This is a genomic window from Bacillus sp. CFBP9009 (assembly GCF_036541465.1).
Taxonomy (GTDB): domain Bacteria; phylum Bacillota; class Bacilli; order Bacillales; family DSM-1321; genus Peribacillus.
In genome coordinates this window covers 65,466-91,351 of record NZ_JAZHFU010000006.1, presented here as the reverse complement: position 1 = coordinate 91,351, position 25,886 = coordinate 65,466, and the positions used below count along the sequence as shown (strand labels likewise).

Genomic DNA, 25,886 nt, shown 5'->3' with positions numbered 1-25,886 from the left:
AATTTTTTTCGGTCCTTTATTTCACTCTATTTCAATAATTCCTCACCTTTGTTTTGCTTATGTTTAGCCGCAGCATTAACCTGTTCATCCGCATGGTAGGATGAACGGACAAGCGGACCGGATTCACAATGGCTGAAGCCTTTTTCCAATGCACGTTCTTTCAGTTCGGCAAATTCCTCAGGCGTGTAGTATTTCAGCACCTTTAAATGCTTTTTAGTCGGCTGTAAATACTGGCCGATCGTCATGATATCGACATTATTAGCCCTTAGGTCATCCATGGTCTCGAGGATTTCCTCCCGCGTTTCACCCAGACCTACCATTAAACTCGATTTTGTCGGGATTTCCGGATACAGTTCCTTGGCTCTTCTTAAAAGCTCCAAAGAACGTTCGTACTTGGCCTGAGCCCGTACACGGTCGGATAAACTTCTGACAGTCTCTATATTATGGTTCAGGATATCTGGTTTAGCATCCATCAAAGTCTTGATATTTTCAAACACCCCACCCATATCAGACGGTAATACTTCAATAGAAGTAAATGGATTTTTGCGACGGATGGCACGGACTGTTTCAGCGAAAACTTCAGCGCCTCCATCCTTTAAATCATCACGGGCAACAGCTGTAATGACGACATGCTTTAAATTCATCAAAACAACGGAATCGGCAACACGCTCAGGTTCAGCCCAGTCCAATTCATTCGGACGTCCGGTAGTAACAGCACAAAAACGGCATGCCCTTGTACAGATTTCACCTAAGATCATGAAAGTAGCCGTTCTTCTCACTGCCCAGCATTCGTGAATATTCGGACATTTTGCTTCTTCACAGACTGTATGAAGATTTTTCTCGCGCATCATATTTTTTAAACCGAGGTAATTTTCGTTAGTATTAAGCTTTATTTTCAACCAATCTGGTTTACGAAGAATTTCTTTATTTGTAGAAGACATGAAAATGCCACTCCATTCTATAGAAATTAACACACCCTACTTTAACAATAAAAAAGCATTTATACAAGTTATAGTTGGTTTCCCATTATTTATTTTTCATGTTTATAGCTAAATCAGCAAAACTATAAAAGATGGATGGACTGATGTATTTTAATTACGGAGAATGTCATGAAAGGAGCCTGCCCCGTTGAAAAAATTATTCCTTCTTACCATAACTTGTTTGTTAATTTTGAATGCACCAAGCCAAGTGGCTGATGCTGCCGATACCCCAGATGCTTATCCCGGGAGAATGGAGCTATATAAAAATATGGAGGCTACTCTCCAAATCCCGTGGTATTACCTTGCTGGAGCTGATCAATATGAACACAGCCTAAGGGCTGCACGAAGGGACTTAGAGCCGGCAAAGGGTTTAATAGGCATCCACATCGAGCCTTCAAAGTGGAGCGGGGCCCTGAATCCTGACTTAAATGACGTGAACCCGCTCACGATCACATTTTTTGATGGATTGGGCCAGGATGGCAATGGTGATGGCAAAGCTGATATCAATAATGATACCGATCGATTGTATGCTTTTTCGAAGCATCTCCAATCTTATGGTGCAGATGAAGATAATATCCGGATCGGCTTGTGGGATTATTATAAACGAGATAAAGCAGTCAGCATCATTATCGGCAATGCCGAGATTTATAAGAAATATGGCCGGCTGGATTTACATGAAAAGGCCTTCCCTGTTCCAGTACGGACTCATTATACGTACTTGAATACATGGGGAAGCGCTCGTGGATGGGGCGGAAGGAGAATCCATGAGGGCACTGATATTTTTGCCGATTATAGCCTTCCCGTTCGTTCCACCAGCTATGGAATCATCGAGATGAAAGGCTGGAATAAATTCGGCGGTTGGAGGATAGGGATACGGGATTTAAATAATACCTATCATTACTTTGCCCATTTAAGCGGCTTTGCCAAAGGGTTGAAGGTCGGACAAATCGTCGAGCCCGGACAAGTCATCGGAGGTGTCGGCAGTACAGGTTACGGTCCTCCGGGAACTTCGGGAAAATTCCCTCCGCATCTTCATTACGGGATGTACAAAGACAATGGAATCACAGAATGGAGCTTTGACCCTTACCCTTATTTAAGATTGTGGGAAAGGAAAGATTTAGCTAAAAAACGAAAGTGAGCGGCGTGAATTTTACGCTGCTTTTTTTTGATTTCAACATAAACCCCTGAACTTGATGCATAGGTATTAGTAAAGGGGGCTAAAGCGTGTTCCGAAAAAGATTTCGACCGAAGAAATTCCGAAAAAAGGGGCCTCTTCCCACCCGAAAAGTATTTCTCTATTCATTTATCCTGTTCATCATATCAAGCATCATGACTCTTTGGTACGTGGACAAATCGATCGAACCCGTGATAATGAGTGTAGCCGAATATGAAATCAAACGGATTGCAACGGAAACGATTCATGAATCGGTTGATGAGAATATAGCCAAGGTTGATATGAACAAAATCATCACCAACAATAAGGGTGGTAAGGACTCCAGTTCCTCCTATAGCTTCAACCCGGTCATATACAGTGAATTGCGGGCTAACATAACGAAGGACATTCAAAAGAAACTTGGCATCAAACAGGGAAACCCTTTTAAAACAGGTTCAGCAAAAATAAATGATGAACAATATAAAAGTGTGGTCTATTATATACCATTTGGTGTTGTAACCGGGAATAACCTCCTTTCCAATTACGGACCAGAAATCCCAGTGAAAATGTCAGTCATCGGGAATGTTGAATCGGATTTGAGGACAAAACTGACAAACGCAGGCATCAATAATGTTTATTATGAATTGATTGTGGATTTTGATGTCAATATTCAAATCGTCATCCCCTCTTTCACAAAGGAGACCAAGGTGAGTCAGGAAGTGACAGTCGGAAGCCTGCTGATCGAAGGTGATGTTCCAAGTTATTTTAGTAACGGAAACGGTTCGGTGGCACCTGCGATCATGAAGGAAAACAAGGAATGACAATACCAGCTTATCCTTGGGGTTAGGCTGGTTCTTGTATATTTAGACATTTCATGATAAGCAAATGCAGATTTTTATTTAAGTCCACTTCATAGGGCTCTTTTATCTGCTCCCCGTCTTCTTCTAGTATCCTTATCATGGGGCGGTCTCCAATCCCCTCATTTTGAGTGGATACTACTCCTTTCCTTCCATCATTCAATTCTACTGATAGACCATTAGGATAAATGGCAACCGCCCTGCGGAAAGCCTCGATGATCGTATTGTCGAACTTTTTCCCGACTCCGGCATAAAGGACTTCCAAACCCTGATGAGGCAGCATGGCCTTACGGTAAACCCGATTGGAAGTAACGGCATCAAACACATCGGCAACGGCAATGATCTTGCCGAAATAATGGATTTCATCTCCCTTTATCCCACGGGGATATCCAGATCCATCTAACCTTTCATGATGCTGATAGGCACAATTCGCAACTAAAAGTGAAACGGTATGAACATTTTTGATTAGATGAAATCCGTAATCGGCATGTTTTTGGATTTGTTCAAACTCCTTTTCCGTCAGTTTGCCGGGGTTACGGAGGATTTCCAAAGGCACGAGCACTTTGCCGACATCATGTAAAATCGCCCCCAGCCCAAGAATTTCGAGATTCTTATTATTGATATTCAATTCCATCCCGATCGCAAGGGTATATAAGGTCACATTGAAGGAATGAGTAAAGATATAGTCATCGTATGTATAAACGTCGGCTAATAAAGTCATTAACTCTTTATTCCTTTTCAGCTCGTCCATGATGTTCCGGACTATTTGAGTGAACTTGACATTAGCCTGCTCTATCGTGAATGATCCATCAAGGTTCATTTTGTTCTTCATGTCCAGGAAAGTGGTTTCAATCGTATTAATGGCTTCTCTTCTAAGTTTCCCGGACACTGGGGGCATTGGAATGATGTCATCCGTCCTGGAATCTTGAATGTAAACAAAGGGTATATTAAGGGACACCAGTCGATTGATCATTTTCTGCGTTAATGTAAGACCCTCGCACAATAGGACATGGCCCCGCTCATTATAGATGTTTTTACCGAGCCTTGCTCCAGGGCTTAGGGACTTTGTAATAGCTAGCCTCATACTTGTACCCCATCTCCCCATTCAATATGTTTGTAAATCAAACCGTTTCTTTCCTTTATAAAGATTATCGGAAAATATTTTGATAAATGAATCTGTTTGAATATATTTATTGAAAAAATACCAGCATTTTCATATAAAAAAATAAGGCCCCCTTCTGAAAAAAAGAAAGCCCGCCTTTTCAAATCATTTTGATTAATGCCTCTTTACCAATCATTCCTGGATGAATGCCCTTTTCCACAGCCTCCCAGGTAACCGATTCAAGCGGCGCTTCCAATAACTCTTCAATCGATTTAACTCCTGTAGCCCTCCCTGCAAGGATTTTACGATCTTTCAATTTATCATTCAGCAGTCCAACATCTAACGCACCGCACATTATATACCCTTTTTCGGACGCGATAGCAAGTAAATTCGTTTTTGGAAGTCGGACAGAAATGGCTAGGAATGTATGATTATCAAGAATTATTGGTATCATGTTAATCAATTGGTTTCGCCCCTTTCTTCCCCATACTTTATGAAAAAAGGGCGAAACCGTGATTTAGCGTTAGGCGTTTGTGTATATTTTTTTCAGCTTCCATAAAAGGATATCCCGTAAGAATTCCGGCAGCAGGTATTTCTTGCGATTGGAGCGCTGGATACTTGGAAAGAAGTGCCCAAATGTAAACATATCAGGTATGGCCAGTTTATAGGACTTATCCGCCTGCAGTTTCTCTCCTTTTATAAGGATCCCTTTTACGATACCATTCTCCATTTCGTTAAATTCAATTTGATCATAATGCATGACTCCCATGATTTTTCCGCGGAAACCGAAACCTTTCACCTGAATATGTGGCCATTCCGCATTTCTCGATTGCATTAAGATTTCTTTTAATTCATTCCCATTAACTTCAACTACGCAAGGGTTTATGGGATGTGGACAGATTCTGTGAATATCCCCTTTTGTGACAGGACCGTCCGGCAGCCCTTCAAGCAGGAGGCCTGCATTCAAAAAGGAACAATCCGCCTGACTCCACTCCCTTAGGGCCTCCCCTAGGATTTCTATCAAAGGACTTACTTTGAACCAATCATTATCCAGTGCTTTTGGTAAGTCCACTGCAACCTGTTTTAGCGTTTCCCCTCCGGCCTGGTATATCTCTTCAACCCATGACCGTTCATTCTCCAATTCCAAAAAGTCATTGGTATCATAAAGAATGGCTCTCTTCTGGCTAATTTTCTTTTCCTGATTGACGGTCATTTCCACCTGTCCAACAAAGAAGCCATATTTCCCGGCACCGCAAAGGAGTGTGTCATTGATCAATTTCCCCTGGTGGAGGATGTGGTGGGTATGCGCGCCAAGTATGATGTCAATCTCCGGAAAGTCCTCTGCCATCCTCTCATCATCATGGATGCCCAGGTGGGAAAGGATGATGATTACATCCGCCTCTGTTTTGACCCTTCCAAGCTGTGCCTTTAACTCCACGAATGGTTCTGTTATTTCCCAGCCCATCGCAGAGTAAAACTTTTGAAAAAAGGCTGTCAAACCTATCATGGCGATCTTGGTGCCTTTTACCGTTGTATGTATCCAATATGGCAGCGCCCATTCCGGCCTTTCATTATCACCGTAATAAATATTGGCTGCCAAGACCTTGAACCTTGCATGATCATATAAGGAGTCTAACGCATCATGAGGTAAAGTAATCCCTTCATTATTGCCGATGGTCACATATTGGTAGCCCGCTTCATTCAGCAGTTCAATATTGCCTTTACCCAATGTACCTTCTGTATATGGATGCCAGCGGTCCACATGATCGCCTATATCCAGTATGATCGCTTCTTCTCCCGTTTCTTGATGAAGTTGTCTTCTTTCTTTAAGAAACTTATCAATACGAGGCCAATTCTCAAAATGACTATGGAGATCATTGGTGTGATATAAATGAATGATTTCTGACATCATTTCTCCTCCTCGTTTATCCTGTAATGCCTTGGTATATAAGACGTAAACCAATGATTATCAGCACTATTTTCAACATATTTTCCAGCGACGCACTCTTTAGGCGCGTATTGATGAATGCGCCCAATTTAGCACCGAACCATGCACCCGGAATCAGGGCAAAAGCATATGGCCAATTAACATTTCCAAGGGAAATATGGGTAATTGAATTAGTGATGGATGATAAAAATACCATGAACATCGAAGTCGCTACAGCCATATGCGGAGGGAAGAAGAAAAGAAGCATCATGACGGGAACCATTAAGGCCCCACCGCCAATTCCAAATAATCCGGAGCTGAATCCCACGACAAAGGAAATCAATACAGCTAACACGGGGTGATAACCATAAGAAAATGAATGTCCAATTTCAGTTTCATACGTTTTCACTATTTTCCCTTTTCCAGGCTTGAAAAGCATTGGCTTCAAACGATTTTTCACTAATAACACAATGGCCATGAAAACCATGAAAATACCAAAGTACAATGAAAAAGCTTCGGCGTTAAGGTTTTTATTCACATATGCCCCTATTATTCCACCAGGCGCACTGCCAATAAAAAAGATTAAGCCGGCCTTATAATCCACCACTTTATGTTTTAAATAAGATAAAGTAGAAGATAAGCCGGTAAAAATCATGATAACGGTTGAAACACCTACAGCGACCTGAGGAGTCAGCTCATCGATAATATTTGTAGATGTACCTAAATATAAAAGAGAAGGCACAATGATGATGCCGCCGCCAAGACCGACAAGAGCTCCGATTGCTCCCGCAAATAATCCAATACCCACTAATACTAACCATACCATGTAGAAATCCGCCTTTACCTGTTTGTGAGAATATAACCTCTACTAGTTGTCACAATATCTCTTTATTTAATTATATATATCCTCTTAAAACAAACCAAGCTGCTTAGGAGCCAGTCCTTCATATTCTATACCAAGCAACTCAATCATTTGTTTGGCATTATCAGCGGCATCTCCGCCTGAATTATTATTGAACAGGACATATATATCCTTGGATTCCTTTTCCAATATCCTGATTTTCTCCACCCATTCAGTCAATTCCTGCTGATTATATCGATATAGGTACCTGACCTCACGCCAATTATCACCCGAAGAAGACCTTTGCCAACCATGCAGGTTACGGCCATGAAAGCGTATCAGGGTTTTATCTTTATCGGTGGCCTGCAGAACGACTGGAATGGATCCCTCTCCAGCCTGCGGCTCATCGCATACAGTATGGATCCAGCCTTCCTTTTCGATAAAATCCAAAGTTTGCTGGACTACGTTAGACCTGTACCAGCTTTGATTCCGAAATTCTATGGCCGCTGGAATATCGCCCATTTCAGCTTTGCACCATCGCAGGTAATTCACATTTTCACGTTTACAATCAAACCATGGCGGAAACTGAAATAAGACCATCGCGAGCTTTCCGGACTTCTGATAAGCTTCCAGAGAGACGCAAAATGCCTTGAACATTTCCTTCTTACTTTCAAATGGGATTTCCCCACGCTGATGTCCTGTCATCCCTTGATAAGCTTTAACGACAAACTGGAATGATGCCGGCGTCTCGGATACCCACTTTTCACTGTTCCTCTTTGGCTGGACTGCATAAAAAGAGGCATCTACCTCCACAATGGGAAAATGAGCCCCGTACTCTTTAAGTTTATCACGTTGGGACACACCGCCATGATACAAACTATCATGATCTCCCCAACCGGTCACACCAACGTAAATCATCTGCATCATCACTCCTTCGGGACAGGCCCCATTTCATGACTTCTATTGTTATTTTTACCCTTATTGAGCCATATCTAATCTATCGTATAAGGGTGTGGAATATCAAAACAAAAAGCCTGCCAGTCAGACCCGGCAGGCTTTTGTATGAATGGTTATTCTAAATCGCCTTACAGGCAGGCCAGTCGGTCATTATCCGATGGAGCCTTCCATTTTGACATCAATTAAGAATTTCTGAGGCTTTATAGTCTCTTAAATCCATATTTTTAAATCTAATGATAATACTCTTTTCAGATCGCATCAAGTTTTATGAATCGTGGTCCGCTCAAAATAGGCACAGTAAAGAACGTAAAATATATTCTCATTTAATTTTTTTTATATGAATGTAACTTTAATGATTCTTCATTTTTGTATCTTCACCAAAAAATTCAAATGCTTCATACTAGCATATTAAATTTCTCCAAATTTTCCAAGTAGAATTGAAAATAATAATCATTAATATCCTCTTCATATTCACCTGTTTCATGAACTAGCTTTGCTCCTACCATTAAAGCATTAATGTATCCATCCAGATATTCACATCTAGCCTTCACCTTACATTCAGAAACATGATGTCCATCTTTACTTTCAAGAACAATATCAATTCGTCTTCCTTCATGTTCATCGATAATCATTTGATTATAATTATAATCGAGCCAGTTTTTTTTCATTTTACTTTTTTTAAGTGGGTAGCGACAATTGTCCTGCCGTTGTTCTTCATGAAATTTTAGTTCATGTGGCAGGAAAACTTTTTTCAACACATCTTTATCACATATTTTGAGGCAAAGAAATATCTTCTCATAATCAAAATGCTCATCCCTTGGCAAATCAAGAATTTCTGCTTTACTAAATTCCTCTGCCTTGAACTTTTGCTTCAATCTAGTTACAATCTCTTCTTTGTTAAAAACCAAGTGTTGTTTTTTTTTAAGTACTTTTTATAAATTTCCTCGTAATTAAAAACCATAACATTCCCCCATTATTTAACAGGACCTCCATAAAAAGCATGAGCATTTGGCGACTTTTTATATGGATGCCAATGCCAATAATAACCTTTTCTAGGTTTATTATCTTTCTTATCCACTTCAGCAAAAGGCTTACCTAAAGTATTTGCGCCTTGTGCTACACTTTGTGCTTGATTACTTGAGACTGACCATGTATCTTTTTTAGATTTCATTCTAGAAATAGCTGCAGATTTAGAAAGCCCTTTACCAATATATACCCCACCACTTTTTACAGTCGCTTGAAAATGACTATATTTCTTATCTTTTTTTGCTTGTGTAGCTATCACAAAAGCACTTCCGCCAACAATAATCATAGCCCCCGTATGGAATAATGCAGTTAACACTGCTGGACTCATAGCAATTCCTATAGGAATTAAAAATGCTAGTGATGGATTTCCTTTTTCCGAATTATAATTGAATTCTTCACCTGTATCTGTATCGATAATCGTTACGTTTTCAATCTCATTATCTAATGTACTATATTCTAATTCGCTTAATGGAACTTGATATTCTTTGCTTTCTAATTCACTAGATTCATTAACCTCTTCTGTATAAAGGGTAATAAACCCTCCCCCTGGTTCTACTACTACCTTGATAAATCCAGACTCTCCTAGAGCATTTTCTACAGAAGCCTCTAAAACTAATTCTTCACTAGAAAGATCAAATCCTTCTAGTTCTATATTTTCATCTAATAATTCAGATTCTATATTATCTTGGAGTTCTTTTATTTGTTCTTCGCCTATTATACTCTCACTATGAGCACTCATTTTATTAGGTAATATTGAAATAAATAATGTAAATAAAAGTAAAAATATTAGATTTTTTTTCATCTAAACTCATCCTCCTATGGAAATGTCGGTACTCCATTACCAACCTTCTCTTTATTAAGATTTATACCTTTTGAATTTTTTTTAAGTAAATACATAACTTCAGAAAATGTATTTTTACCTTTTTCAATATCCAGATTATATAAATTTTCTACAATCACTCCTGACACTAATGCAGCTGAAAATGAGCTTCCATTGAATTGAGAATACTCTCCATGATTATCTAGAGATATTAAGTTTGTACCAGGGGCTACAAAATCTATTTTTCCAATAGCAGATAGTTTAGTTGGTAACAGTTGTTCGTTTACAACCCCAATTGAGATTACATTTTCAAACCTTGCTGGATACTGCGCATTCAGACCATTAGTGTTACCGCTTGAAGCTACAATGATAATTCCATTATTAACCGCTTCATCAACTATGTCTTTTAATTCCTTAGATCCTGTATTGAATCCTAAACTTATGTTAATTACATCGACATTCTCATCTATCGCCCATCGCAACCCACTAATGAAATCGCTTACATTTACTTCCCCATTATCTTGAATGACTTTAACAGAATAAATAACGACGTTTTTTGAAACGCCTATACTATCATCATTTTTAGATGCTATTAATCCAGCAATTGCTGTCCCGTGGCCGAAATTATCAGACAAATCGTTTGAGTTATTCAAAGCGTTGAAACTTTTTTTTACAATACCTTTTAGCTCAGTGTGATTTTGATTAATTCCACTATCTAAAACAGCGACTACAATTTTATCCTTTGAAATAGACTTAGATTCAAAGCTAGAATTATAGTTAAAAAGCTTATTATGCGTTACAATTTGCTGTTGCTTTAATTGATCGAATGATTCATCTTGTGATTTTCCCTCTATATGTGTATTTTTAAATTCCATATACAAGAAAGCAGACAAAAACATAAGAAAAATTGTCAATACCAATCCAGTGAATGCACAATTTTTAGTAATATTATCACTCCCATCTCGTAATTTTTTAATAATTCACTATAATCCCAGCACTTTTACTTTATGCTTTTTACAATAAATAGTCATTATCATTTTTAATGTATTTTTTACATAAAAATAACAATTAATATAGATTGTTTTGCTGATGAGTAAAGAAAATATAATTTTATAAAAAAATAGCAACAAAGCTCTTAAAGTCTTGATAATCATATATTTCTAAGTGAAGCTAAGCGGGCTCGAGCATCCACGGTTCCTAAATATGTGTAGGACTTAGTACTAAAATAAATAATTGAATTTACTTCAAGTATGCTTTTAAATATAGCGAACAAAATAAAAGAAGACGAACAATAAAGTTCGCCTTCTTTACTAGAAGGTAATCTGAAACTGCACCAATGGTACCCTTCAAAATTACCTTATTTAATTTTTTATCAATATCTTACAGCTTATTATCCGATGGAGCCTTCCATTTCGAACTTGATCAGACGGTTCATTTCAACCGCATATTCCATTGGAAGTTCTTTTGTAAATGGTTCGATGAAGCCCATTACGATCATTTCCGTTGCTTCTTGCTCAGAAATTCCGCGGCTCATCAAGTAGAACAATTGTTCTTCAGATACTTTGGAAACCTTCGCTTCGTGTTCAAGGGAAATGTTATCATTCAAGATTTCATTGTAAGGGATTGTATCAGATGTAGACTGATTATCCATGATTAATGTATCACATTCAATGTTGGAACGGGCTCCATCCGCTTTACGTCCGAAATGAACGATACCACGGTATGTTACTTTACCGCCCTGTTTAGAAATTGATTTTGATACAATCGTTGAAGATGTATTTGGCGCTAGGTGAATCATTTTCGCTCCAGCGTCTTGGTGTTGGCCTTTTCCTGCAATGGCAATCGATAATGTCATACCGCGAGCGCCTTCACCTTTTAAGATGACAGCAGGGTATTTCATTGTCAATTTGGAACCGATGTTACCATCAATCCATTCCATTGTTGCGTTAGCGTCACAAACCGCGCGTTTCGTAACAAGGTTAAACACGTTGTTTGCCCAGTTTTGGATCGTCGTGTAACGGCAGTAAGCATCTTTCTTGATGACGATTTCAACAACCGCACTATGAAGGGAGTTAGTTGTATATACAGGAGCTGTACAACCTTCCACATAGTGAACGGATGCGCCTTCATCAACAATGATTAGCGTACGTTCGAATTGCCCCATGTTTTCAGAGTTGATCCGGAAATAAGCTTGAAGCGGAGTATCCACTTTAACGCCTTTCGGAACATAGATGAAAGATCCACCTGACCAAACTGCTGAGTTCAACGCAGAGAATTTATTGTCTGTTGGCGGAATCGTTTTTCCAAAATGCTCACGGAAGATATCTTCATTTTCACGAAGTGCCGAGTCCGTATCTTTAAACACGATACCCAAATCTTCCAATTCCACTTTCATGCTATGGTAAACCACTTCTGATTCATATTGAGCAGATACGCCAGCAAGGTATTTTTGTTCTGCTTCAGGAATTCCCAATTTATCAAAAGTCTGTTTGATTTCATCAGGAACCTCATCCCAAGACTTCTCTGATTTCTCTGATGGCTTAACATAGTATGTGATTTCATCAAAGTTAAGGCTTTGCATGTCGCCGCCCCATTGAGGCATTGGCATGTTGTAAAAATGCTCCAATGATTTCAAACGGAAATCAAGCATCCATTGCGGTTCATCCTTCATTCGAGAAATTTCTTCCACGATTTCTTTTGTCAGACCACGCTTTGAACGGAAGATGGAAACATCTTTATCCGCAAAGCCATATTTATAATCGCCGATATCAGGCATTTTCTTTGCCATAGCTCGTATTCCTCCATTTCAAATGGCTGAATTACAACAGCTCATTTTAATTTAATTATTCCTTCAATCCCTTTTCCATGGCTTTCCAAGCCAGGGTAGCACATTTGATTCGTGCTGGGAATTTGGAAACGCCTTGAAGGGCTTCGATATCCCCAAGGTCCATCTCATCGTCGTATTCTTTCCCCTGAATCATTAAGGAAAAAGTCTCGGACATCGCTAGAGCAGTATCAACGTCTTTGCCCTTAATGGCTTGAGTCATCATGGAAGCTGAACTCATGGATATCGAACAACCATCACCATCGAATTTAACATCGCTGACCTTGCCATCTTCGATTTTCATCGTTAAACGAATCCGATCGCCGCAAGTTGGGTTATTCATATCGATTGTCATGCTTCCATCTTCTAGCATGCCCTTATTACGCGGTTTCTTATAGTGATCCATAATGACTTGACGGTAAAGTGTATCTAGGTTATCAAAAGACATTACTGAAATACTCCTTCGTTTTAACAAGCCCGGACACAAGCTTATCAATATCTTCTTCCGTGTTATATAGATAGAAACTTGCTCTTGCTGTCGCTGATACGTCAAGCCATTTCATTAATGGCTGTGCGCAATGATGACCGGCACGGACAGCAATTCCATCTGCATCAAGAACGGTAGCGACATCATGTGGATGTACGTCATTAATATTAAAGGTAATTACACCCGCACGCTTTTCTGCATCTTTAGGACCGTATATGGTCAGCCCTTCAACTGCTGACATTTTCTCCATTGCATATGCGGCGAGCTTATGTTCATGCCGTTCAATATTATCCAAGCCGATTTCTTCCAAGAAATCAATGGCAGCCCCCATGCCGATGGCGCCGGCAATGATTGGGGTACCTCCTTCGAATTTCCACGGGAGTTCTTTCCATGTAGACTCATACAAACCTACAAAATCAATCATCTCTCCGCCGAATTCGATCGGTTCCATTTTTTCAAGAAGGTCTTTCTTGCCATATAATGCGCCGATTCCTGTTGGACCGACCATTTTATGACCTGAGAAGGCAAAGAAATCACAATCCAAATCACGGACATCCACTTTTAGATGCGGCGTGCTTTGTGCCCCGTCGACTACCATTACAGCATTGTGATCATGGGCAATTTTGGCGATTTCCTTCACAGGATTGATAACGCCAAGTACATTCGAAACCTGCATGATGGACACGATTTTCGTTGCTTCCGTAATTGTAGCCCTCACATCGTCAATGGAAATCGTGCCGTCCTCCTGAAGCGGAATATACTTCAATACAGCGCCTTTTTCTTTGGCAAGCTGCTGCCACGGAATGATATTACTGTGATGCTCCATGTAAGAGATGACGATTTCGTCACCCGCTTTAATATTTGCACCACCGTAACTTCTTGCTACAGTATTCAAAGCAGTCGTTGTGCCTCTGGTAAAGATGATTTCTTCTGTAGAAGAAGCATTAATGAATTTACGCACCTTTTCACGTGCACCTTCATACGCATCCGTAGCTTTTGTTCCTAGTGTATGCACTCCGCGGTGAACATTCGAGTTGTATCCGCGGTAATATTGCTCAATCGCTTCAATCACTGCAGCCGGTTTTTGAGAGGTTGCAGCACTATCTAAATAAACTAATGGCTGACCATTGACTTCTTGATCTAATATTGGAAAAAGCTTACGAATTTCGTATGGGTTCATTACTGTACTTTCCTTTCAATGACCGCTACTAATTGTTTTTTAACTCCCTCAATTGGAAGCTGGTTAACAACAGGGGCCAAGAATCCGTGAATGACAAGTCTTTCTGCTTCTTTCTTTGTAATACCACGGCTCATTAAATAATACAGTTGAAGCGGGTCGACACGGCCGACGGAAGCAGCATGACCAGCCGTTACATCATCTTCATCAATCAAGAGGATCGGATTGGCGTCTCCGCGTGCTTTTTCACTTAACATCAATACGCGTGACTCTTGTTCGGCATTGGCTTTTGTAGCACCATACTCTATTTTCCCAATTCCATTAAAAATGGAGGATGCGGCGTCTTTCATGACACCGTGCTTAAGGATATAGCCCTCAGAGCGTTTGCCATAATGAATGATGGCAGTCGTGAAGTTCTGCTTTTGTTCCCCGCGTCCGACTACAACGGTTTTTGTATCCCCGTGAGAGCCATCGCCCATTAGATATGTTGTATTATCTGAAATCGTATTTCCATCGTTCATCAGGCCAAGCGCCCACTCAATACGAGCGTCACGTCCTGCCACTCCACGGCGGTTAACATATGTCGTGAAGCCTTTTGAAAGGGTATCGACCGCACCGTATTCGACTTTGGCATTCGCATTAGCAAATACTTCCGTTACGATGTTGGCAACCCCTTCGTTAGACTCAACGGTTGAGAAGTAGTTCTCTACATATGTGACAGAGCTATTATCTTCCGCTACGATCAAAACATGGTTGAAAAGTGTAGTATCAGGATTATCCAACAGGAATACCGATTGAATCGGCTCTTTGATTTCTACATTTTTTGGAACATAAAGGAATGCTCCCCCATTAACTAATGCAGCATGAAGTGCCGTTAAACGATGTTCATCTATTTTAACGCCGTCTTTCATGAAATATTTTTGCACGAGCTCAGCATGGTCACGAGCCGCTGATAAAATATCCGTAAAAATGACGCCTTGTTCTTTCACATTTGCTGACAGATTGATATGTGCCGGCGTATTATTGCGTTGAATGTATAAGTTTTCATTTTCTTCAATGATGGATTTAATTTCTTCCGGAAGCTCCTCTAATGAGGCAAAAGCTTCACTCTCAACCGTATGAGTCTGGAAAGAAGTAAAATTCCATTTATCGATTTTCGTTTTATCCGGCTTTGGCATCGGGAGCTTTTCTAATTCAGAAAACGCTTGAATCCGAAGCTCGGATAGCCAAGCTGGATCATTATTTTTAGTTGAATAGGAGCTTATATCCTCTTGTTCAAACGGTAATTTCGTTTCTGTAGTCATTGCAAATCCTCCTACTTACGCTTCTTCGCCAACAGTTTCGTCTTCAATGCCCAATTCTTGTTTAATCCAGTCATAACCTTCCGCTTCCAAGCGGGCAGCAAGTTCAGGACCGCCTGATTTTACAACACGTCCTTGCATCATTACATGTACAAAATCAGGAGTGATGTAATTTAATAGACGTTGGTAGTGGGTGATGATCAAGCATCCAAAGTCTTCTCCGCGCATTTCGTTGATTCCTTTTGAAACGACTTTAAGTGCATCGATATCTAGACCTGAATCAATCTCATCAAGGATTGCAATTTTAGGTTGGATCATCATTAATTGAAGAATCTCGTTGCGTTTTTTCTCTCCGCCGGAGAAACCTTCATTCAAATAGCGTTGCGCCATATCTTCATCCATTTCAAGGAATTCCATTTTTTTATCCATTTGACGGATGAATTTCATCAATGAAATTTCATCGCCTTCTTCACGGCGTGCGTTAATGGAAGAACGTAAGAAGTCAGCATTTGTAACACCGCTGATTTCACTTGGATATTGCATAGCTAGGAATAGACCGACACGAGCGCGCTCGTCGACTTCCATTTCCAATACATCTTCACCATCGAATGTGATGCTTCCGCTCGTTACTTCATATTTAGGGTGACCCATGATCGCTGATGATAAAGTGGATTTACCAGTTCCATTTGGTCCCATGATCGCATGGATTTCTCCACCTTTAACTTCAAGGTTTACCCCTTTTAAAATCTCTTTACCTTCAATTGATACGTGAAGATCTTTAACCGTTAATGTAGAAGCTGACATAATAATACCTCCGTGAACTAATTCCAATTTTATTACCAGAAAGTAAAGATTACTTTCTATCACTATAATTTACGTAAAAGCATTCTCACTTTATTCTCATTCCAATTTTATAACAAATCCAATTTGGAATCAACTAAATAGATAGGGTTTCCACTTCTTCTATGTTAAAAACCTGTCCCATTCTTACAATACTAACAGATATAGCCTGTTTACTGCATAATCATACTTATTTTAGCTTTTGTTAAAATTATCTTATTATTCGGCAAATCTTCGTCCTTATTAATATATGTTCGAAGAATTCGATTGCAAGGTATGAACGTTCCGCTTTAAAAAGAAAAAAATCGGACTGCCAGGCATTATGTAAGTTTATCCAATAAGGAAATCCTTATTTTATGGACCACTTTCCATTTTACCTCTACAGACCGATCTTTTAAAGAACTCTTTTATTTACTTAGCCGTGAATTTTGCGTTGCAGGTCCTGGACCATTTTGTTGCACTTTACATGTTCCCTATCCCGTTCTTTCTCAACCTCGATGCGGAGGTCTAAGTTTCTACTGTATTCACTGTAGCCAATCCCATGTGAAGACTGCATCGCCTTTTCCATTTCGCTTGTTACATTTAAATCCAGAGTATTGATAGTGAACCATCCTTTCAAATTTGTGTATCATTTTATTACCTTCATTATCTCTATACCCTTCACTTTCATGATTAAACATAAAAAAACGACCTGAATTAGATCAGGCGCATACCATAGACAAACTGGATGATCATTTTTTGTCTACAGTTTTTTAGGTTTTTAAAATTCGAACGTTACTTTCCACTTTAGGCACTCGCTTTCCGCGGGCGGTCCGGAAGCCTCCTCAGCGCTTTTGCGCCTGCGGGGTCTCCCTTGGACTCGCTTTTGTCGCAGGAGTCTCGTACCTTCCGTTCCAACCCACTAAGACTAAACAATCAGATAGAACAACTTTTACCTAAAGTGTTTATTCTTTCGATGCGTAAAACGATTGAAGAAGTTGAAATCAACATCATACCGTTGGTTGCGGCAGCTGACTACGGATTTGTGTTGGGGACGATAGTAACACCTGGAAATACTCATGTCTTATCTTAGAGCCTCTGGTTGAACAAGTGATTGAGAAGTAGCTATTGCCGCAGATGCAACAAAACACCAGCTTTACCCTATACACGTCCTCTTACAAAAGAAGAATTCTTCCGCAATCATGACTATATGTAATATGAACGTTTTTGATTGTTATCTCTGCCCATAGGCGATATTTTAAAGAACTCAACAAAGAATAAAGAGGGCTATCGTGAGTACAAATCGCTTTAACTGCCTCAAATCCAATAAAAATCAAAAAGGTTTCGGAATGAGACTATTCCGAAACCTTTTTGTTTACAAACTGCGGTCTGAATTAAATCAGGTCGCCCATTCTTGAATTATTTATCCGCCGGTACAACTGCACCTTTGTATTCTTCAAGAATGAAATCTTGAATTTCTTTAGAATGCAATACTTCTACAAGCGCTTTTATTGCTTCTTTATTTTCGTCACCTTTGTTTACGGCAATGACATTCACATATGGTGATTCCGAATCTTCAATCGCAATCGAATCTTCAAGCGGATTCAAACCGGCGTCAATTGCATAGTTGGAGTTGATCAAGACTGCATCGCCTTCGCCACTCTCATAAATTTTAGGAAGCAGGGCCGCTTCATAATCAGCATCGAATTTAAGGTTTTTCTTATTTTCAACGATGTCTTTAGTTGTAGCCGTTGTTTTATCGATGCCTTCTTTCAAAGTGATCAGGCCATTCTTTTCCAAAAGGGATAAAGCTCGTCCATGATCAGCGACAGAGCTGCTCATAATAATTGTTGCGCCTTCCGGAAGTTTATCAATGCTTTTATATTTTTGTGAATATAGAGCAATCGGCTCGATATGGATTCCGCCAGCATTAACGAAGTCATATCCATTTTCTTTAATTTGCCCCTCTAAATATGGAATGTGTTGAAAGTAGTTAGCATCCAATTCCTTATCATTCAACGCCTTATTCGGTAAAACATAGTCCTGGAACGTTTCGATTTCCAATTCGATTCCTTTTTCTTTAAGAAGCGGCTTAGCTTCCTCAAGGATTTCAGCATGAGGAACATTGGATGCCCCTACAACTATTTTCTTCGATTCTTTCTCCGTATCACTGCCACTTTTATCCTTTTCACTTCCACAAGCAGCCAAAGCGATAGATAACACTAAAATTAATGCAAATCCTAAAAACTTTTTCATCCTATTCATCTCCCTTTATCTTTTGTCCAATTTAGATGTAATCACATCTCCAATAATTTGAATTATGAAGACGATAATTAGAATAACGATCGTCGCTACAAGCGTAACGTCATTTTGATTTCTTTGATAACCGTCCAAATAGGCTAGATTACCGAGCCCGCCTGCGCCGATGACCCCGGCCATTGCGGTATATCCAACCAATGCAATCGATGTTACCGTAATCCCGGAAATAAGGGCGGGCATCGACTCTGGAAGAAGGACCTTCCAAATGATCGTGCTCGTTTTTGCCCCCATCGATTTAGCGGCTTCAATTACACCTTTATCGATTTCACGAAGGCCGATTTCAACCATACGCGCATAAAATGGGGCCGCACCGATAATAAGTGCCGGCAGTGCAGCGTTCTCTCCGATCATGGAACCGACAAGCGCTTTAGTGAAAGGAATGAGCAGCACGATCAAAATAAGAAATGGAATGGAACGGAATATATTGACGACAGCACTCATGATCCCGTTGACTGTCCGGTTTTCCCACATATTACCTTTCCCTGTCAGGAACAGGATTAATCCTAATATTATGCCTATAAAAAAGGTTGCCACTACAGAGACGCTTGTCATGTAAAGCGTTTCCCTCGTAGCTTCAATAATGTCTTCCCAATCAACATTCGGCAATAATTCTTCAAGCATGAGTAATCACCTCCACGCCTACCTGCTGTGCTTTAATGAATTCGATTGCGCGGAGCATTTCATCCTCTGTGCCATCAAGATGGATAAACAATGTTCCATATGAACCGCTTCTTGTTTGGGATATCTTACCTTGAACGATATTGACATCCAACTCGAAGTTACGTACAAGCTTGGTGATCAACGGGCTTTCTGCATGATCGCCTACAAAGGTCAATTGAATCACTTTGCCTGCAGGATAGCGTTCGAACAAATGGTCCATCGTTTCTTTCGTTTCTTCCGGTTCCGTTACCTGTTGCACGAAACGCTTCGTCATTTGTTCTTTAGGGTTCCTGAAAACATCCAGGACAGGTCCCTGTTCAACAACTTGCCCGCTTTCCATTACGGCGACGCGATGGCAGATTTTGCGTATCACATGCATTTCATGTGTTATCAAGACGATCGTCAACCCCAAGCGCTGATTGATGTCAACTAGCAATTCGAGTATGGAGTCGGTAGTCTGCGGATCCAAGGCAGAAGTCGCTTCATCACACAGGAGCACTTTAGGGTCATTTGCCAGAGCCCTGGCAATTCCCACCCTTTGCTTTTGCCCTCCGCTTAATTGTGAAGGATATGCCTTTTCCCTGCCTTCCAGTCCGACTAACTTGATCAATTCGTTCACACGTTTGGTTCGTTCAGTTTTAGAAACTCCTGCAATTTCCAATGGGAAAGATATATTCTCCTGAACGGTCCTTGACCATAATAGATTGAAATGTTGGAAAATCATGCTGATTTCTTGACGGGCCTTACGGAGCTGAGCGCCTTTAATTTTTGAAATTTCCTTCTCAGCCACCACAACGGATCCCTCTGTTGGTGTTTCCAATCCATTGAGCATTCTGATCAAAGTACTTTTCCCCGCTCCACTGTAACCGATGATACCGAAAATCTCGCCTTTATTTATTTCAACATTCACATTATTTACAGCCTTGATCGTCTCACTGTTTCCTTTTCCTGTTCGGAAAAGCTTACTGACTTTCGTCAATGTAATCATTAACCCTCACCTCTTTTATCCAATAAAACCTATGAACTTAGTTGATTTCTCTACATTATTAGTCTGTTTCTCATATCATGTAAAAGTTTACCCCATTAAAACAGAAAAAACCTTTCTGCATGAGCAGAAAGGCAGGTGAAGAAACAGGCCTTCCTCTCATCTTCCAAAGTGATTAAACTTTGTGTGAATTGGCACCTTTCCAAGGAAATCTCCTTGTCGGTTGCCGGGTTTCATCGGGCACATCCCTCCACCTCTCTTGATAAGAGCTAATATATAGAATATTTGTACAACATTAAGTTCTTTAGTATGGTGAAATTTTATCATAGATAAAAAAGGAGCGCAATGTATAATATTTCTAGTACAAGCATACAGAAACTTTACTTAAACCGTTTTGGATGTCAAGGAGACGATATTCGTCGCTTTTTCAATTGCCTGCTCCAAATCTTCTATTAAATCCTCTACATTTTCAATCCCAATCGATAAGCGGACTTGGTCGGCACTCACACCCGCTTTCACAAGACCCGCCTCATTCAATTGTTGATGGGTCGTACTGGCTGGATGGATGATCAAGCTCTTCGCATCCCCGACATTCGCTACATGGGACCATAATTCCACAGAATTGATAAGTTTTGCCCCAGCTTCTCGATTACCTTGTATCCCAAATGTAACGACAGATCCAGCTCCCTTTGGCAAATATTTATCCGCAAGGGCTTTATCGGGATGATCCTCATCACCAGGATGTGAAACCCAATTCACCGCAGGATGGTTTTTTAAATATTTAATGACAGACTTGGTGTTTGCTAGATGCTCTTTCATCCTTACATGCAGCGTTTCAAGTCCAAGCGTAAACTGGAATGCACTTTGGGCACTTAGCGCAGGGCCTAAATCACGGAGTAACTGGACTCGGGCTTTCGTTATGAATGCGGCAGGTCCAACTGCCTCGGCGTATACCAGATTGTCGTAACTTGGGTCAGGCTCCGTGAAGCCAGGGTAATTTGGCGAGTTCCAATCGAATTTCCCTCCATCCACGATGACACCGCCAAGCGTCGTTCCATTTCCCAGAAGCCATTTTGTAGCGGAATGGATGACAATATCCGCTCCAAAATCAATTGGTCTGCATAGATACGGTGTCGCAAAGGTATTATCAATGATTAAAGGTATTCCGGCATCATGGGCGATTTTCGCTACCGCCTCAATATCAAGCACCCTCAAACTTGGATTTCCGATCGTTTCAGCAAAAATGGCTTTAGTTCTTGGCGTAATCGCCCTTTTGAAATTTTCAGGGTCATCGGGAGAAACGAACTTCACTTTAATCCCATATTTAGGAAGAGTATTTTCAAAAAGGTTATACGTACCCCCATATAATGTAGAGGCTGAAACAATCTCATCCCCTGCAGCGGCAATATTCAGGATTGAAAGTGAGATGGCAGCCATTCCGCTTGCTGTTGCCAATCCGCCGATTCCGCCTTCCAATAAGGCCATTCTTTCCTCAAAAACGCTGATCGTGGGATTATGAAGTCGTGAATATATATAGCCATTCTCCTTTAGGCCAAATAAATTCGCTGCATGGTCGGTATCCTTGAACAAGTATGCATTGCTTTGGTAAATAGGAACTGCACGGGCACCTGTTTCATCAGCTTGCAGACCGCCATGAACACTCAATGTTTCGAAACGCAACTTTTTCTCTGACATATGATTTCACCTTTTTCTATGGATTTAGTTGGAATTATATGATGATATCTGGTCTTTTATAAACAAAAAAACCACTTCAATAAGAAGAGGTTTCAAGAACACACCTCATCTACCAGAGCCAACACTCTGCTGGAATTAGCACCGTATATAAAATTTATACCGGTTGCCGGGCTTCGTCGGGCCAGTCCCTCCGCCACTCTTGATAAGAACTATTAAATTCTGCCGTTACTTAATTCAAAATATAGCATTTTAGATTAAATCAGTCAATGAATTGTTAGAATATTCTTTGTTTAACTTCATCTGCATTCATATGTCCGCAACAAAGAAACCAACCACGGTTCTGATTGGTTTCTTAGCTGATTTCCTTAAGCAATCCGTACAAATAAGGAACGGATTGAAAGGCGTATATTTTTTTGTGCAGCTGTCCTTCTTTGAAAAGCAATAAACAAGGAACACTTTCGATTTCATATGATTCGGCAATTGCTTGGACATAATTCATATTCACCTTGCCTGCCTTCAATTCCGGGAATAGCTCCAAGGATATCGTCAGCATTTTGGAGGCAACCTGACAAGTGCCGCATAAAGGGGTATATAAATATAAGCAAAAGGTTTCCCCATTTTCAACAGCAAGCTTACACTCTTCTTCTTTCCATTCCTGCATCAATTAGTCGTTCACCCTTTGACTTAAAAATTTCATTTTCACATTCATATTGGCAGATAAAAGCACAGTTGCGATATGATGTTCGGGCGAGCTTTCCACTTCTTTGTACATTTTATTAATATACAGGTGGTTCGCTTCAGGCATTTCCCTTCGGAACTGCTTCCGCAGCTTTTCTCCTGATTCATCTGCGTCAAAAAGGAGATAAACATCACGGTCCATCAATTCATCCACTAATTCATCCAGCTTAGTTAATGATATGGTCCCATTCGTACATCTTATTTCCACATCTTCATTTAAAACGGAGGCAACTTTTCTTCTATCGGAACTGCCTTCTACAATGATCACTTTATCGAATTCGCCCCACTCCATGTCATCACTCCATCTCACGAATTATGTGTGCAACTGCCACGGTACAAAATGAAAAAGAGAGCAGGCCTTTTCAGTCCCCCCTCTCCTTCTTTTTAACCGTTGATTAAACTCTCATACTCTTCAGCGCTCATCAAGTTTTCAATATCACTGCTATCAGATGGTTCAAGCACGACCATCCATGCCTTTTCATAAGGAGACTCATTTACATATTCAGGGTTGTCACTTAAATCTTCGTTTACTTCAACAACCTTGCCACTGATAGGTGCATAAAGCTCAGAAACGGTCTTAACGGATTCAACACTTCCGAATGGTTCGTTCGCTTTCAATTCATCGCCGATTTCCGGAAGCTCAACGAATACGATGTCCCCAAGCTCGGACTGTGCGAAAGCTGTAATTCCAATGCGCACTGTTCCATCTTCCGTTTTGACCCATTCATGTTCTTTAGTGTAACGAAGTTCTTTTGGTGTTGTTGTCATTATTAACCCTCCATATGTACATCTTATTTTATCTATTCCATTATAAGGTAGATTGTTTGTTTAAGTAAGGAATTAACCAAATATTTCGAGAAATTTTCAGTTCCAAACCTGTTCGAATTGCTCCTCTTTGAAACCTACCGTCACTTTGGTGCCATCCGTAACAATCGGCCTTTTCAGAAGCATGCCATCTGTGGACAATATATCAAGCATCTCTGCTTCAGAAGCTTCTTTCAGCTTATCCTTTAAGCCCAGCTCCCGATATTTTTGACCGCTAGTATTGAAAAACTTCTTCAACTCCAAATTGCTGATTTTATATAGTTGCTCTATTTCTGTTCGCGAAGGAGGATTTTCCGCTATATGGATTGCTTCATATTGCAGTTCATGATTATCCAGCCACTTCTTCGCGTTACGGCATGTGCCGCATTTTGGGTACCAATATAATGTTAAGCCCATCATTTCACCACCTATCAATAGAATACCCGTTTTCATCACGCAATACAACGAATTGTCTTTTGAATTTCCAATGCGATTTCACTCAAAGGAAATAAAGGGAATGCCTTTACGGGCATTCCCTTTACTGATTTTGATTCATTGCTTAAAGAGCATATTTTTCAGCTTCGATTACCTTGACGGAAGCTTCACGCTTTTTCGCAATGACATTGATCGGATTATGTCTTGTCAGCTTGCGGAGCGACGCAAGCATGATGCGAAGAGTATCGCCTGTTTCCACTGCGATTAACGTTTCCTTTGCGTGCTGTTCTATTTCATTGAAAGCTTCCTGAACGAAGATTTCAGTGTAAAGCACCTTTTGTTTGTTCTTCTCCAGACCTGTAGCTGCTATTGCTTTTTCCGTACGCAATACCACGGATTCCGCTGCATAGGCAAGGGATGCGATATCAGCAATGTTGGAGAGGATTTCTTGTTCTTGATCAAGAGTTTTGCCGTATTTCTGTGCAGCAAGGCCAGCTGCCAGAATCCCGATTTTCTTAGCGTTTCTAACAAGCATTTTTTCTTGTGCCAATGGCTCATCGCCAGGTTCTTCCGGCATCATCATCATTAATTCCTCTTGCAGGCTTTGAGCCTTTTGAAGAAGCGGCAATTCCCCTTTAAGTGCTTTCTTCAGGAAAGTTCCAGGGACAAGCAATCGATTGATTTCATTTGTACCTTCAAAGATCCGGTTAATCCGGGAATCACGATATGCTTTTTCAATTTCATACTCCTGCATGAAACCATAGCCTCCATGAAGCTGTACGCCTTCGTCCGTAACATAATCCAACACTTCGGAAGCGAAGAATTTATTCAATGAACACTCAATGGCATATTCAGCGATTGCAGCCGCCATTGATTTCCCATCTTTCACTTGCTCATCCGTCAATTTGCTTTGTCTTTGTTCATAAAGGCCAACGGTACGGTATACAGAGCTTTCTGCTGCATAAATTTTGGATGCCATTGTTGCAAGTTTTTCTTTCGTCAAGTTAAAATCGGAAATTTTCGTTTTGAACTGTTGACGTTGATTCGTATAAGCTGCTGTAATCTCAAGGGCACGTTTAGATCCGCCGACAGCACCGACGCCTAATTTATAACGGCCGATATTCAGGATATTGAAAGCGATAACATGTCCTTTTCCGGCTACACCCAAAAGGTTTTCGACTGGTACATGTACATCTTCAAGGATTAATGTACGTGTAGATGAACTTTTGATTCCCATTTTCTTCTCTTCAGCACCAGTTGATACGCCATCATAATCACGCTCAACAATGAAAGCGGAGAATTGTTCGCCGTCGATTTTGGCGTATACACAGAAGACATCTGCAAAACCTGCATTTGTAATCCACTGTTTTTCACCATTTAGAATATAGTGTGTTCCTTCGGCATTCAATTTCGCTGTCGTTTTTGCTCCCAAGGCATCTGAACCTGAGCTTGGTTCTGTTAATGCATACGCAGCAATCTTCTCACCCGTTGCCAGTAAAGGGAGGTATTTTTTCTTTTGTTCTTCATTCCCGAATAATACGATCGGCAAAGATCCGATACCTACATGTGCACCATGCGTAATTCCAAAGCCGCCTGAAAGTGCCATTTTTTCTGTAATCAATGCCGAACTGATTTTATCAAGACCCAATCCGCTGTATTCCTCAGGAACGTCAGCACCAAGTAAACCGATTTCACCTGCATGCTTCAGTAATTTAACGGAACGGTCAAATTCATGGTTTTCTAAATGTTCAACCTGCGGCAGAATTTCATTCACTACGAAATCCTCGGCAGTTTTGGCAATCATTTTATGCTCATCAGAATAATCTTCCGGTGTAAACACTTGATCATACGTAATATCTTCTACTAAAAAGGCTCCGCCTTTAATGAGGTTATCTGTAGTTTGATTGGACATATTATTTCCTCCTAAGTATTTAAGATAGTAAACCCGCCGGAAGCATGACAGCTTCCGGGAGGGGTGG

Annotated in this window: 26 protein-coding genes, 1 pseudogene and 2 riboswitches; of the genes and pseudogenes, 3 read left to right on the top strand and 24 right to left on the bottom strand. The window is 40.4% G+C overall.

Annotation, left to right across the window (positions count from 1 at the left end; all coding sequences use genetic code 11):
• Positions 1-26 precede the first annotated feature (26 nt).
• The gene (lipA, locus tag V3595_RS16545) at positions 27-941 is read right to left on the bottom strand and encodes a lipoyl synthase (RefSeq protein WP_063234033.1); all 915 of its coding nucleotides are present in this window, start codon (positions 939-941) and stop codon (positions 27-29) included.
• 187 nt (positions 942-1,128) lie between these two features.
• Between lipA and V3595_RS16540 the strand changes: the two genes are divergently transcribed.
• Together V3595_RS16540 and yunB are read left to right on the top strand one after the other, a co-directional pair.
• Positions 1,129-2,118 (top strand): M23 family metallopeptidase, encoded by a 990-nt coding sequence (locus V3595_RS16540; protein WP_485908399.1) that lies wholly within the window; start codon positions 1,129-1,131, stop codon positions 2,116-2,118.
• A gap of 86 nt (positions 2,119-2,204) precedes the next feature.
• Positions 2,205-2,954 (top strand): sporulation protein YunB, encoded by a 750-nt coding sequence (gene yunB / locus V3595_RS16535; RefSeq protein WP_101223646.1) that lies wholly within the window; start codon positions 2,205-2,207, stop codon positions 2,952-2,954.
• A 22-nt stretch (positions 2,955-2,976) separates the two neighbouring features.
• Here the strand turns inward: yunB and V3595_RS16530 are convergent, their stop codons facing one another.
• The 14 genes from V3595_RS16530 to V3595_RS16465 form a co-directional block, all read right to left on the bottom strand.
• Positions 2,977-4,074 carry an HD-GYP domain-containing protein gene (locus tag V3595_RS16530; RefSeq protein WP_485908397.1) on the bottom strand — a complete coding sequence of 366 codons (1,098 nt, stop codon included), beginning with the start codon at positions 4,072-4,074 and terminating at the stop codon, positions 2,977-2,979.
• A 178-nt stretch (positions 4,075-4,252) separates the two neighbouring features.
• Positions 4,253-4,555 (bottom strand): YunC family protein, encoded by a 303-nt coding sequence (locus V3595_RS16525; protein WP_251426568.1) that lies wholly within the window; start codon positions 4,553-4,555, stop codon positions 4,253-4,255.
• A 60-nt stretch (positions 4,556-4,615) separates the two neighbouring features.
• Entirely contained in the window at positions 4,616-6,001 is a 1,386-nt protein-coding gene (locus V3595_RS16520) for a bifunctional metallophosphatase/5'-nucleotidase (protein ID WP_485908395.1), read from the bottom strand.
• A 16-nt stretch (positions 6,002-6,017) separates the two neighbouring features.
• The gene (locus V3595_RS16515; protein WP_485908393.1) at positions 6,018-6,845 is read right to left on the bottom strand and encodes a sulfite exporter TauE/SafE family protein; all 828 of its coding nucleotides are present in this window, start codon (positions 6,843-6,845) and stop codon (positions 6,018-6,020) included.
• Between the two features lie 84 nt (positions 6,846-6,929).
• Complete coding sequence (locus tag V3595_RS16510) at positions 6,930-7,778, bottom strand: DUF72 domain-containing protein (protein ID WP_485908391.1); 849 nt, start codon at positions 7,776-7,778, stop codon at positions 6,930-6,932.
• A 434-nt stretch (positions 7,779-8,212) separates the two neighbouring features.
• Positions 8,213-8,725 carry a hypothetical protein gene (locus tag V3595_RS16505; protein WP_485908389.1) on the bottom strand — a complete coding sequence of 171 codons (513 nt, stop codon included), beginning with the start codon at positions 8,723-8,725 and terminating at the stop codon, positions 8,213-8,215.
• Positions 8,726-8,790: 65 nt separating this feature from the next.
• Positions 8,791-9,645 carry a hypothetical protein gene (locus V3595_RS16500; RefSeq protein WP_485908388.1) on the bottom strand — a complete coding sequence of 285 codons (855 nt, stop codon included), beginning with the start codon at positions 9,643-9,645 and terminating at the stop codon, positions 8,791-8,793.
• Between the two features lie 14 nt (positions 9,646-9,659).
• A complete protein-coding gene (locus tag V3595_RS16495; protein WP_485908386.1) occupies positions 9,660-10,556 on the bottom strand; it encodes a S8 family peptidase in 897 nt (298 codons plus the stop codon).
• Between the two features lie 497 nt (positions 10,557-11,053).
• Positions 11,054-12,451, bottom strand: coding sequence for a Fe-S cluster assembly protein SufB (sufB, locus tag V3595_RS16490; RefSeq protein ID WP_053536753.1), 1,398 nt, complete (start codon positions 12,449-12,451; stop codon positions 11,054-11,056).
• A gap of 55 nt (positions 12,452-12,506) precedes the next feature.
• Positions 12,507-12,935, bottom strand: coding sequence for a Fe-S cluster assembly sulfur transfer protein SufU (gene sufU / locus V3595_RS16485; protein ID WP_034310148.1), 429 nt, complete (start codon positions 12,933-12,935; stop codon positions 12,507-12,509).
• Complete coding sequence (locus V3595_RS16480) at positions 12,925-14,154, bottom strand: cysteine desulfurase (RefSeq protein ID WP_485908385.1); 1,230 nt, start codon at positions 14,152-14,154, stop codon at positions 12,925-12,927. Before V3595_RS16480 ends, sufU begins: the two co-directional genes overlap by 11 nt.
• Positions 14,154-15,455 carry a Fe-S cluster assembly protein SufD gene (gene sufD, locus V3595_RS16475; RefSeq protein WP_402904128.1) on the bottom strand — a complete coding sequence of 434 codons (1,302 nt, stop codon included), beginning with the start codon at positions 15,453-15,455 and terminating at the stop codon, positions 14,154-14,156. Before sufD ends, V3595_RS16480 begins: the two co-directional genes overlap by 1 nt.
• A gap of 15 nt (positions 15,456-15,470) precedes the next feature.
• Positions 15,471-16,256, bottom strand: a complete 786-nt coding sequence (sufC, locus tag V3595_RS16470; RefSeq protein WP_148358289.1) for a Fe-S cluster assembly ATPase SufC — start codon at positions 16,254-16,256, stop codon at positions 15,471-15,473.
• A 451-nt stretch (positions 16,257-16,707) separates the two neighbouring features.
• Positions 16,708-16,911 (bottom strand): YuzK family famiily protein, encoded by a 204-nt coding sequence (locus V3595_RS16465; RefSeq protein WP_072272286.1) that lies wholly within the window; start codon positions 16,909-16,911, stop codon positions 16,708-16,710.
• A gap of 384 nt (positions 16,912-17,295) precedes the next feature.
• On the opposite strand from V3595_RS16465, the pseudogene V3595_RS16460 reads away from it, so the two are divergent.
• A pseudogene (locus V3595_RS16460) lies at positions 17,296-17,577 on the top strand (IS5/IS1182 family transposase); the annotation flags it as partial.
• A gap of 113 nt (positions 17,578-17,690) precedes the next feature.
• Here the strand turns inward: V3595_RS16460 and V3595_RS16455 are convergent.
• The 9 genes from V3595_RS16455 to V3595_RS16415 form a co-directional block, all read right to left on the bottom strand.
• Positions 17,691-18,527 carry a MetQ/NlpA family ABC transporter substrate-binding protein gene (locus V3595_RS16455; RefSeq protein ID WP_137016432.1) on the bottom strand — a complete coding sequence of 279 codons (837 nt, stop codon included), beginning with the start codon at positions 18,525-18,527 and terminating at the stop codon, positions 17,691-17,693.
• A gap of 15 nt (positions 18,528-18,542) precedes the next feature.
• Entirely contained in the window at positions 18,543-19,211 is a 669-nt protein-coding gene (locus V3595_RS16450; RefSeq protein ID WP_485908383.1) for a methionine ABC transporter permease, read from the bottom strand.
• A complete protein-coding gene (locus V3595_RS16445) occupies positions 19,204-20,238 on the bottom strand; it encodes a methionine ABC transporter ATP-binding protein (RefSeq protein WP_485908382.1) in 1,035 nt (344 codons plus the stop codon). The genes V3595_RS16450 and V3595_RS16445 overlap by 8 nt, the downstream gene beginning before the upstream one ends.
• A gap of 153 nt (positions 20,239-20,391) precedes the next feature.
• Positions 20,392-20,504, bottom strand: a riboswitch (SAM riboswitch).
• A gap of 115 nt (positions 20,505-20,619) precedes the next feature.
• A complete protein-coding gene (locus V3595_RS16440) occupies positions 20,620-21,930 on the bottom strand; it encodes an O-acetylhomoserine aminocarboxypropyltransferase/cysteine synthase family protein (protein ID WP_485908380.1) in 1,311 nt (436 codons plus the stop codon).
• A 102-nt stretch (positions 21,931-22,032) separates the two neighbouring features.
• Positions 22,033-22,139, bottom strand: a riboswitch (SAM riboswitch).
• 143 nt (positions 22,140-22,282) lie between these two features.
• Positions 22,283-22,591 (bottom strand): thioredoxin family protein, encoded by a 309-nt coding sequence (locus V3595_RS16435; RefSeq protein WP_485908531.1) that lies wholly within the window; start codon positions 22,589-22,591, stop codon positions 22,283-22,285.
• A 3-nt stretch (positions 22,592-22,594) separates the two neighbouring features.
• A complete protein-coding gene (locus tag V3595_RS16430) occupies positions 22,595-22,960 on the bottom strand; it encodes a toprim domain-containing protein (protein WP_048688210.1) in 366 nt (121 codons plus the stop codon).
• 92 nt (positions 22,961-23,052) lie between these two features.
• Entirely contained in the window at positions 23,053-23,436 is a 384-nt protein-coding gene (gene gcvH, locus V3595_RS16425; protein ID WP_485908379.1) for a glycine cleavage system protein GcvH, read from the bottom strand.
• A gap of 96 nt (positions 23,437-23,532) precedes the next feature.
• Positions 23,533-23,889 carry an arsenate reductase family protein gene (locus V3595_RS16420; protein ID WP_063234020.1) on the bottom strand — a complete coding sequence of 119 codons (357 nt, stop codon included), beginning with the start codon at positions 23,887-23,889 and terminating at the stop codon, positions 23,533-23,535.
• A gap of 142 nt (positions 23,890-24,031) precedes the next feature.
• Positions 24,032-25,819 (bottom strand): acyl-CoA dehydrogenase family protein, encoded by a 1,788-nt coding sequence (locus V3595_RS16415; protein ID WP_305158570.1) that lies wholly within the window; start codon positions 25,817-25,819, stop codon positions 24,032-24,034.
• Between the last annotated feature and the right edge of the window lie 67 nt (positions 25,820-25,886).

Excerpts from the sequence above, each read along its gene's own strand:
- lipA (WP_063234033.1), bottom strand. The coding sequence starts at position 941 with ATGTCTTCTACAAATAAAGAAATTCTTCGTAAACCAGATTGGTTGAAA.
- V3595_RS16530 (WP_485908397.1), bottom strand. The coding sequence starts at position 4,074 with ATGAGGCTAGCTATTACAAAGTCCCTAAGCCCTGGAGCAAGGCTCGGT.
- V3595_RS16520 (WP_485908395.1), bottom strand. The coding sequence starts at position 6,001 with ATGTCAGAAATCATTCATTTATATCACACCAATGATCTCCATAGTCAT.
- V3595_RS16515 (WP_485908393.1), bottom strand. The coding sequence starts at position 6,845 with ATGGTATGGTTAGTATTAGTGGGTATTGGATTATTTGCGGGAGCAATC.
- V3595_RS16510 (WP_485908391.1), bottom strand. The coding sequence starts at position 7,778 with ATGATTTACGTTGGTGTGACCGGTTGGGGAGATCATGATAGTTTGTAT.
- V3595_RS16500 (WP_485908388.1), bottom strand. The coding sequence starts at position 9,645 with ATGAAAAAAAATCTAATATTTTTACTTTTATTTACATTATTTATTTCA.
- sufB (WP_053536753.1), bottom strand. The coding sequence starts at position 12,451 with ATGGCAAAGAAAATGCCTGATATCGGCGATTATAAATATGGCTTTGCG.
- sufU (WP_034310148.1), bottom strand. The coding sequence starts at position 12,935 with ATGTCTTTTGATAACCTAGATACACTTTACCGTCAAGTCATTATGGAT.
- V3595_RS16480 (WP_485908385.1), bottom strand. The coding sequence starts at position 14,154 with ATGAACCCATACGAAATTCGTAAGCTTTTTCCAATATTAGATCAAGAA.
- sufD (WP_402904128.1), bottom strand. The coding sequence starts at position 15,455 with ATGACTACAGAAACGAAATTACCGTTTGAACAAGAGGATATAAGCTCC.
- sufC (WP_148358289.1), bottom strand. The coding sequence starts at position 16,256 with ATGTCAGCTTCTACATTAACGGTTAAAGATCTTCACGTATCAATTGAA.
- V3595_RS16455 (WP_137016432.1), bottom strand. The coding sequence starts at position 18,527 with ATGAAAAAGTTTTTAGGATTTGCATTAATTTTAGTGTTATCTATCGCT.
- V3595_RS16450 (WP_485908383.1), bottom strand. The coding sequence starts at position 19,211 with ATGCTTGAAGAATTATTGCCGAATGTTGATTGGGAAGACATTATTGAA.
- V3595_RS16445 (WP_485908382.1), bottom strand. The coding sequence starts at position 20,238 with ATGATTACATTGACGAAAGTCAGTAAGCTTTTCCGAACAGGAAAAGGA.
- V3595_RS16440 (WP_485908380.1), bottom strand. The coding sequence starts at position 21,930 with ATGTCAGAGAAAAAGTTGCGTTTCGAAACATTGAGTGTTCATGGCGGT.
- V3595_RS16435 (WP_485908531.1), bottom strand. The coding sequence starts at position 22,591 with ATGCAGGAATGGAAAGAAGAAGAGTGTAAGCTTGCTGTTGAAAATGGG.
- V3595_RS16430 (WP_048688210.1), bottom strand. The coding sequence starts at position 22,960 with ATGGAGTGGGGCGAATTCGATAAAGTGATCATTGTAGAAGGCAGTTCC.
- gcvH (WP_485908379.1), bottom strand. The coding sequence starts at position 23,436 with ATGACAACAACACCAAAAGAACTTCGTTACACTAAAGAACATGAATGG.
- V3595_RS16420 (WP_063234020.1), bottom strand. The coding sequence starts at position 23,889 with ATGGGCTTAACATTATATTGGTACCCAAAATGCGGCACATGCCGTAAC.
- V3595_RS16415 (WP_305158570.1), bottom strand. The coding sequence starts at position 25,819 with ATGTCCAATCAAACTACAGATAACCTCATTAAAGGCGGAGCCTTTTTA.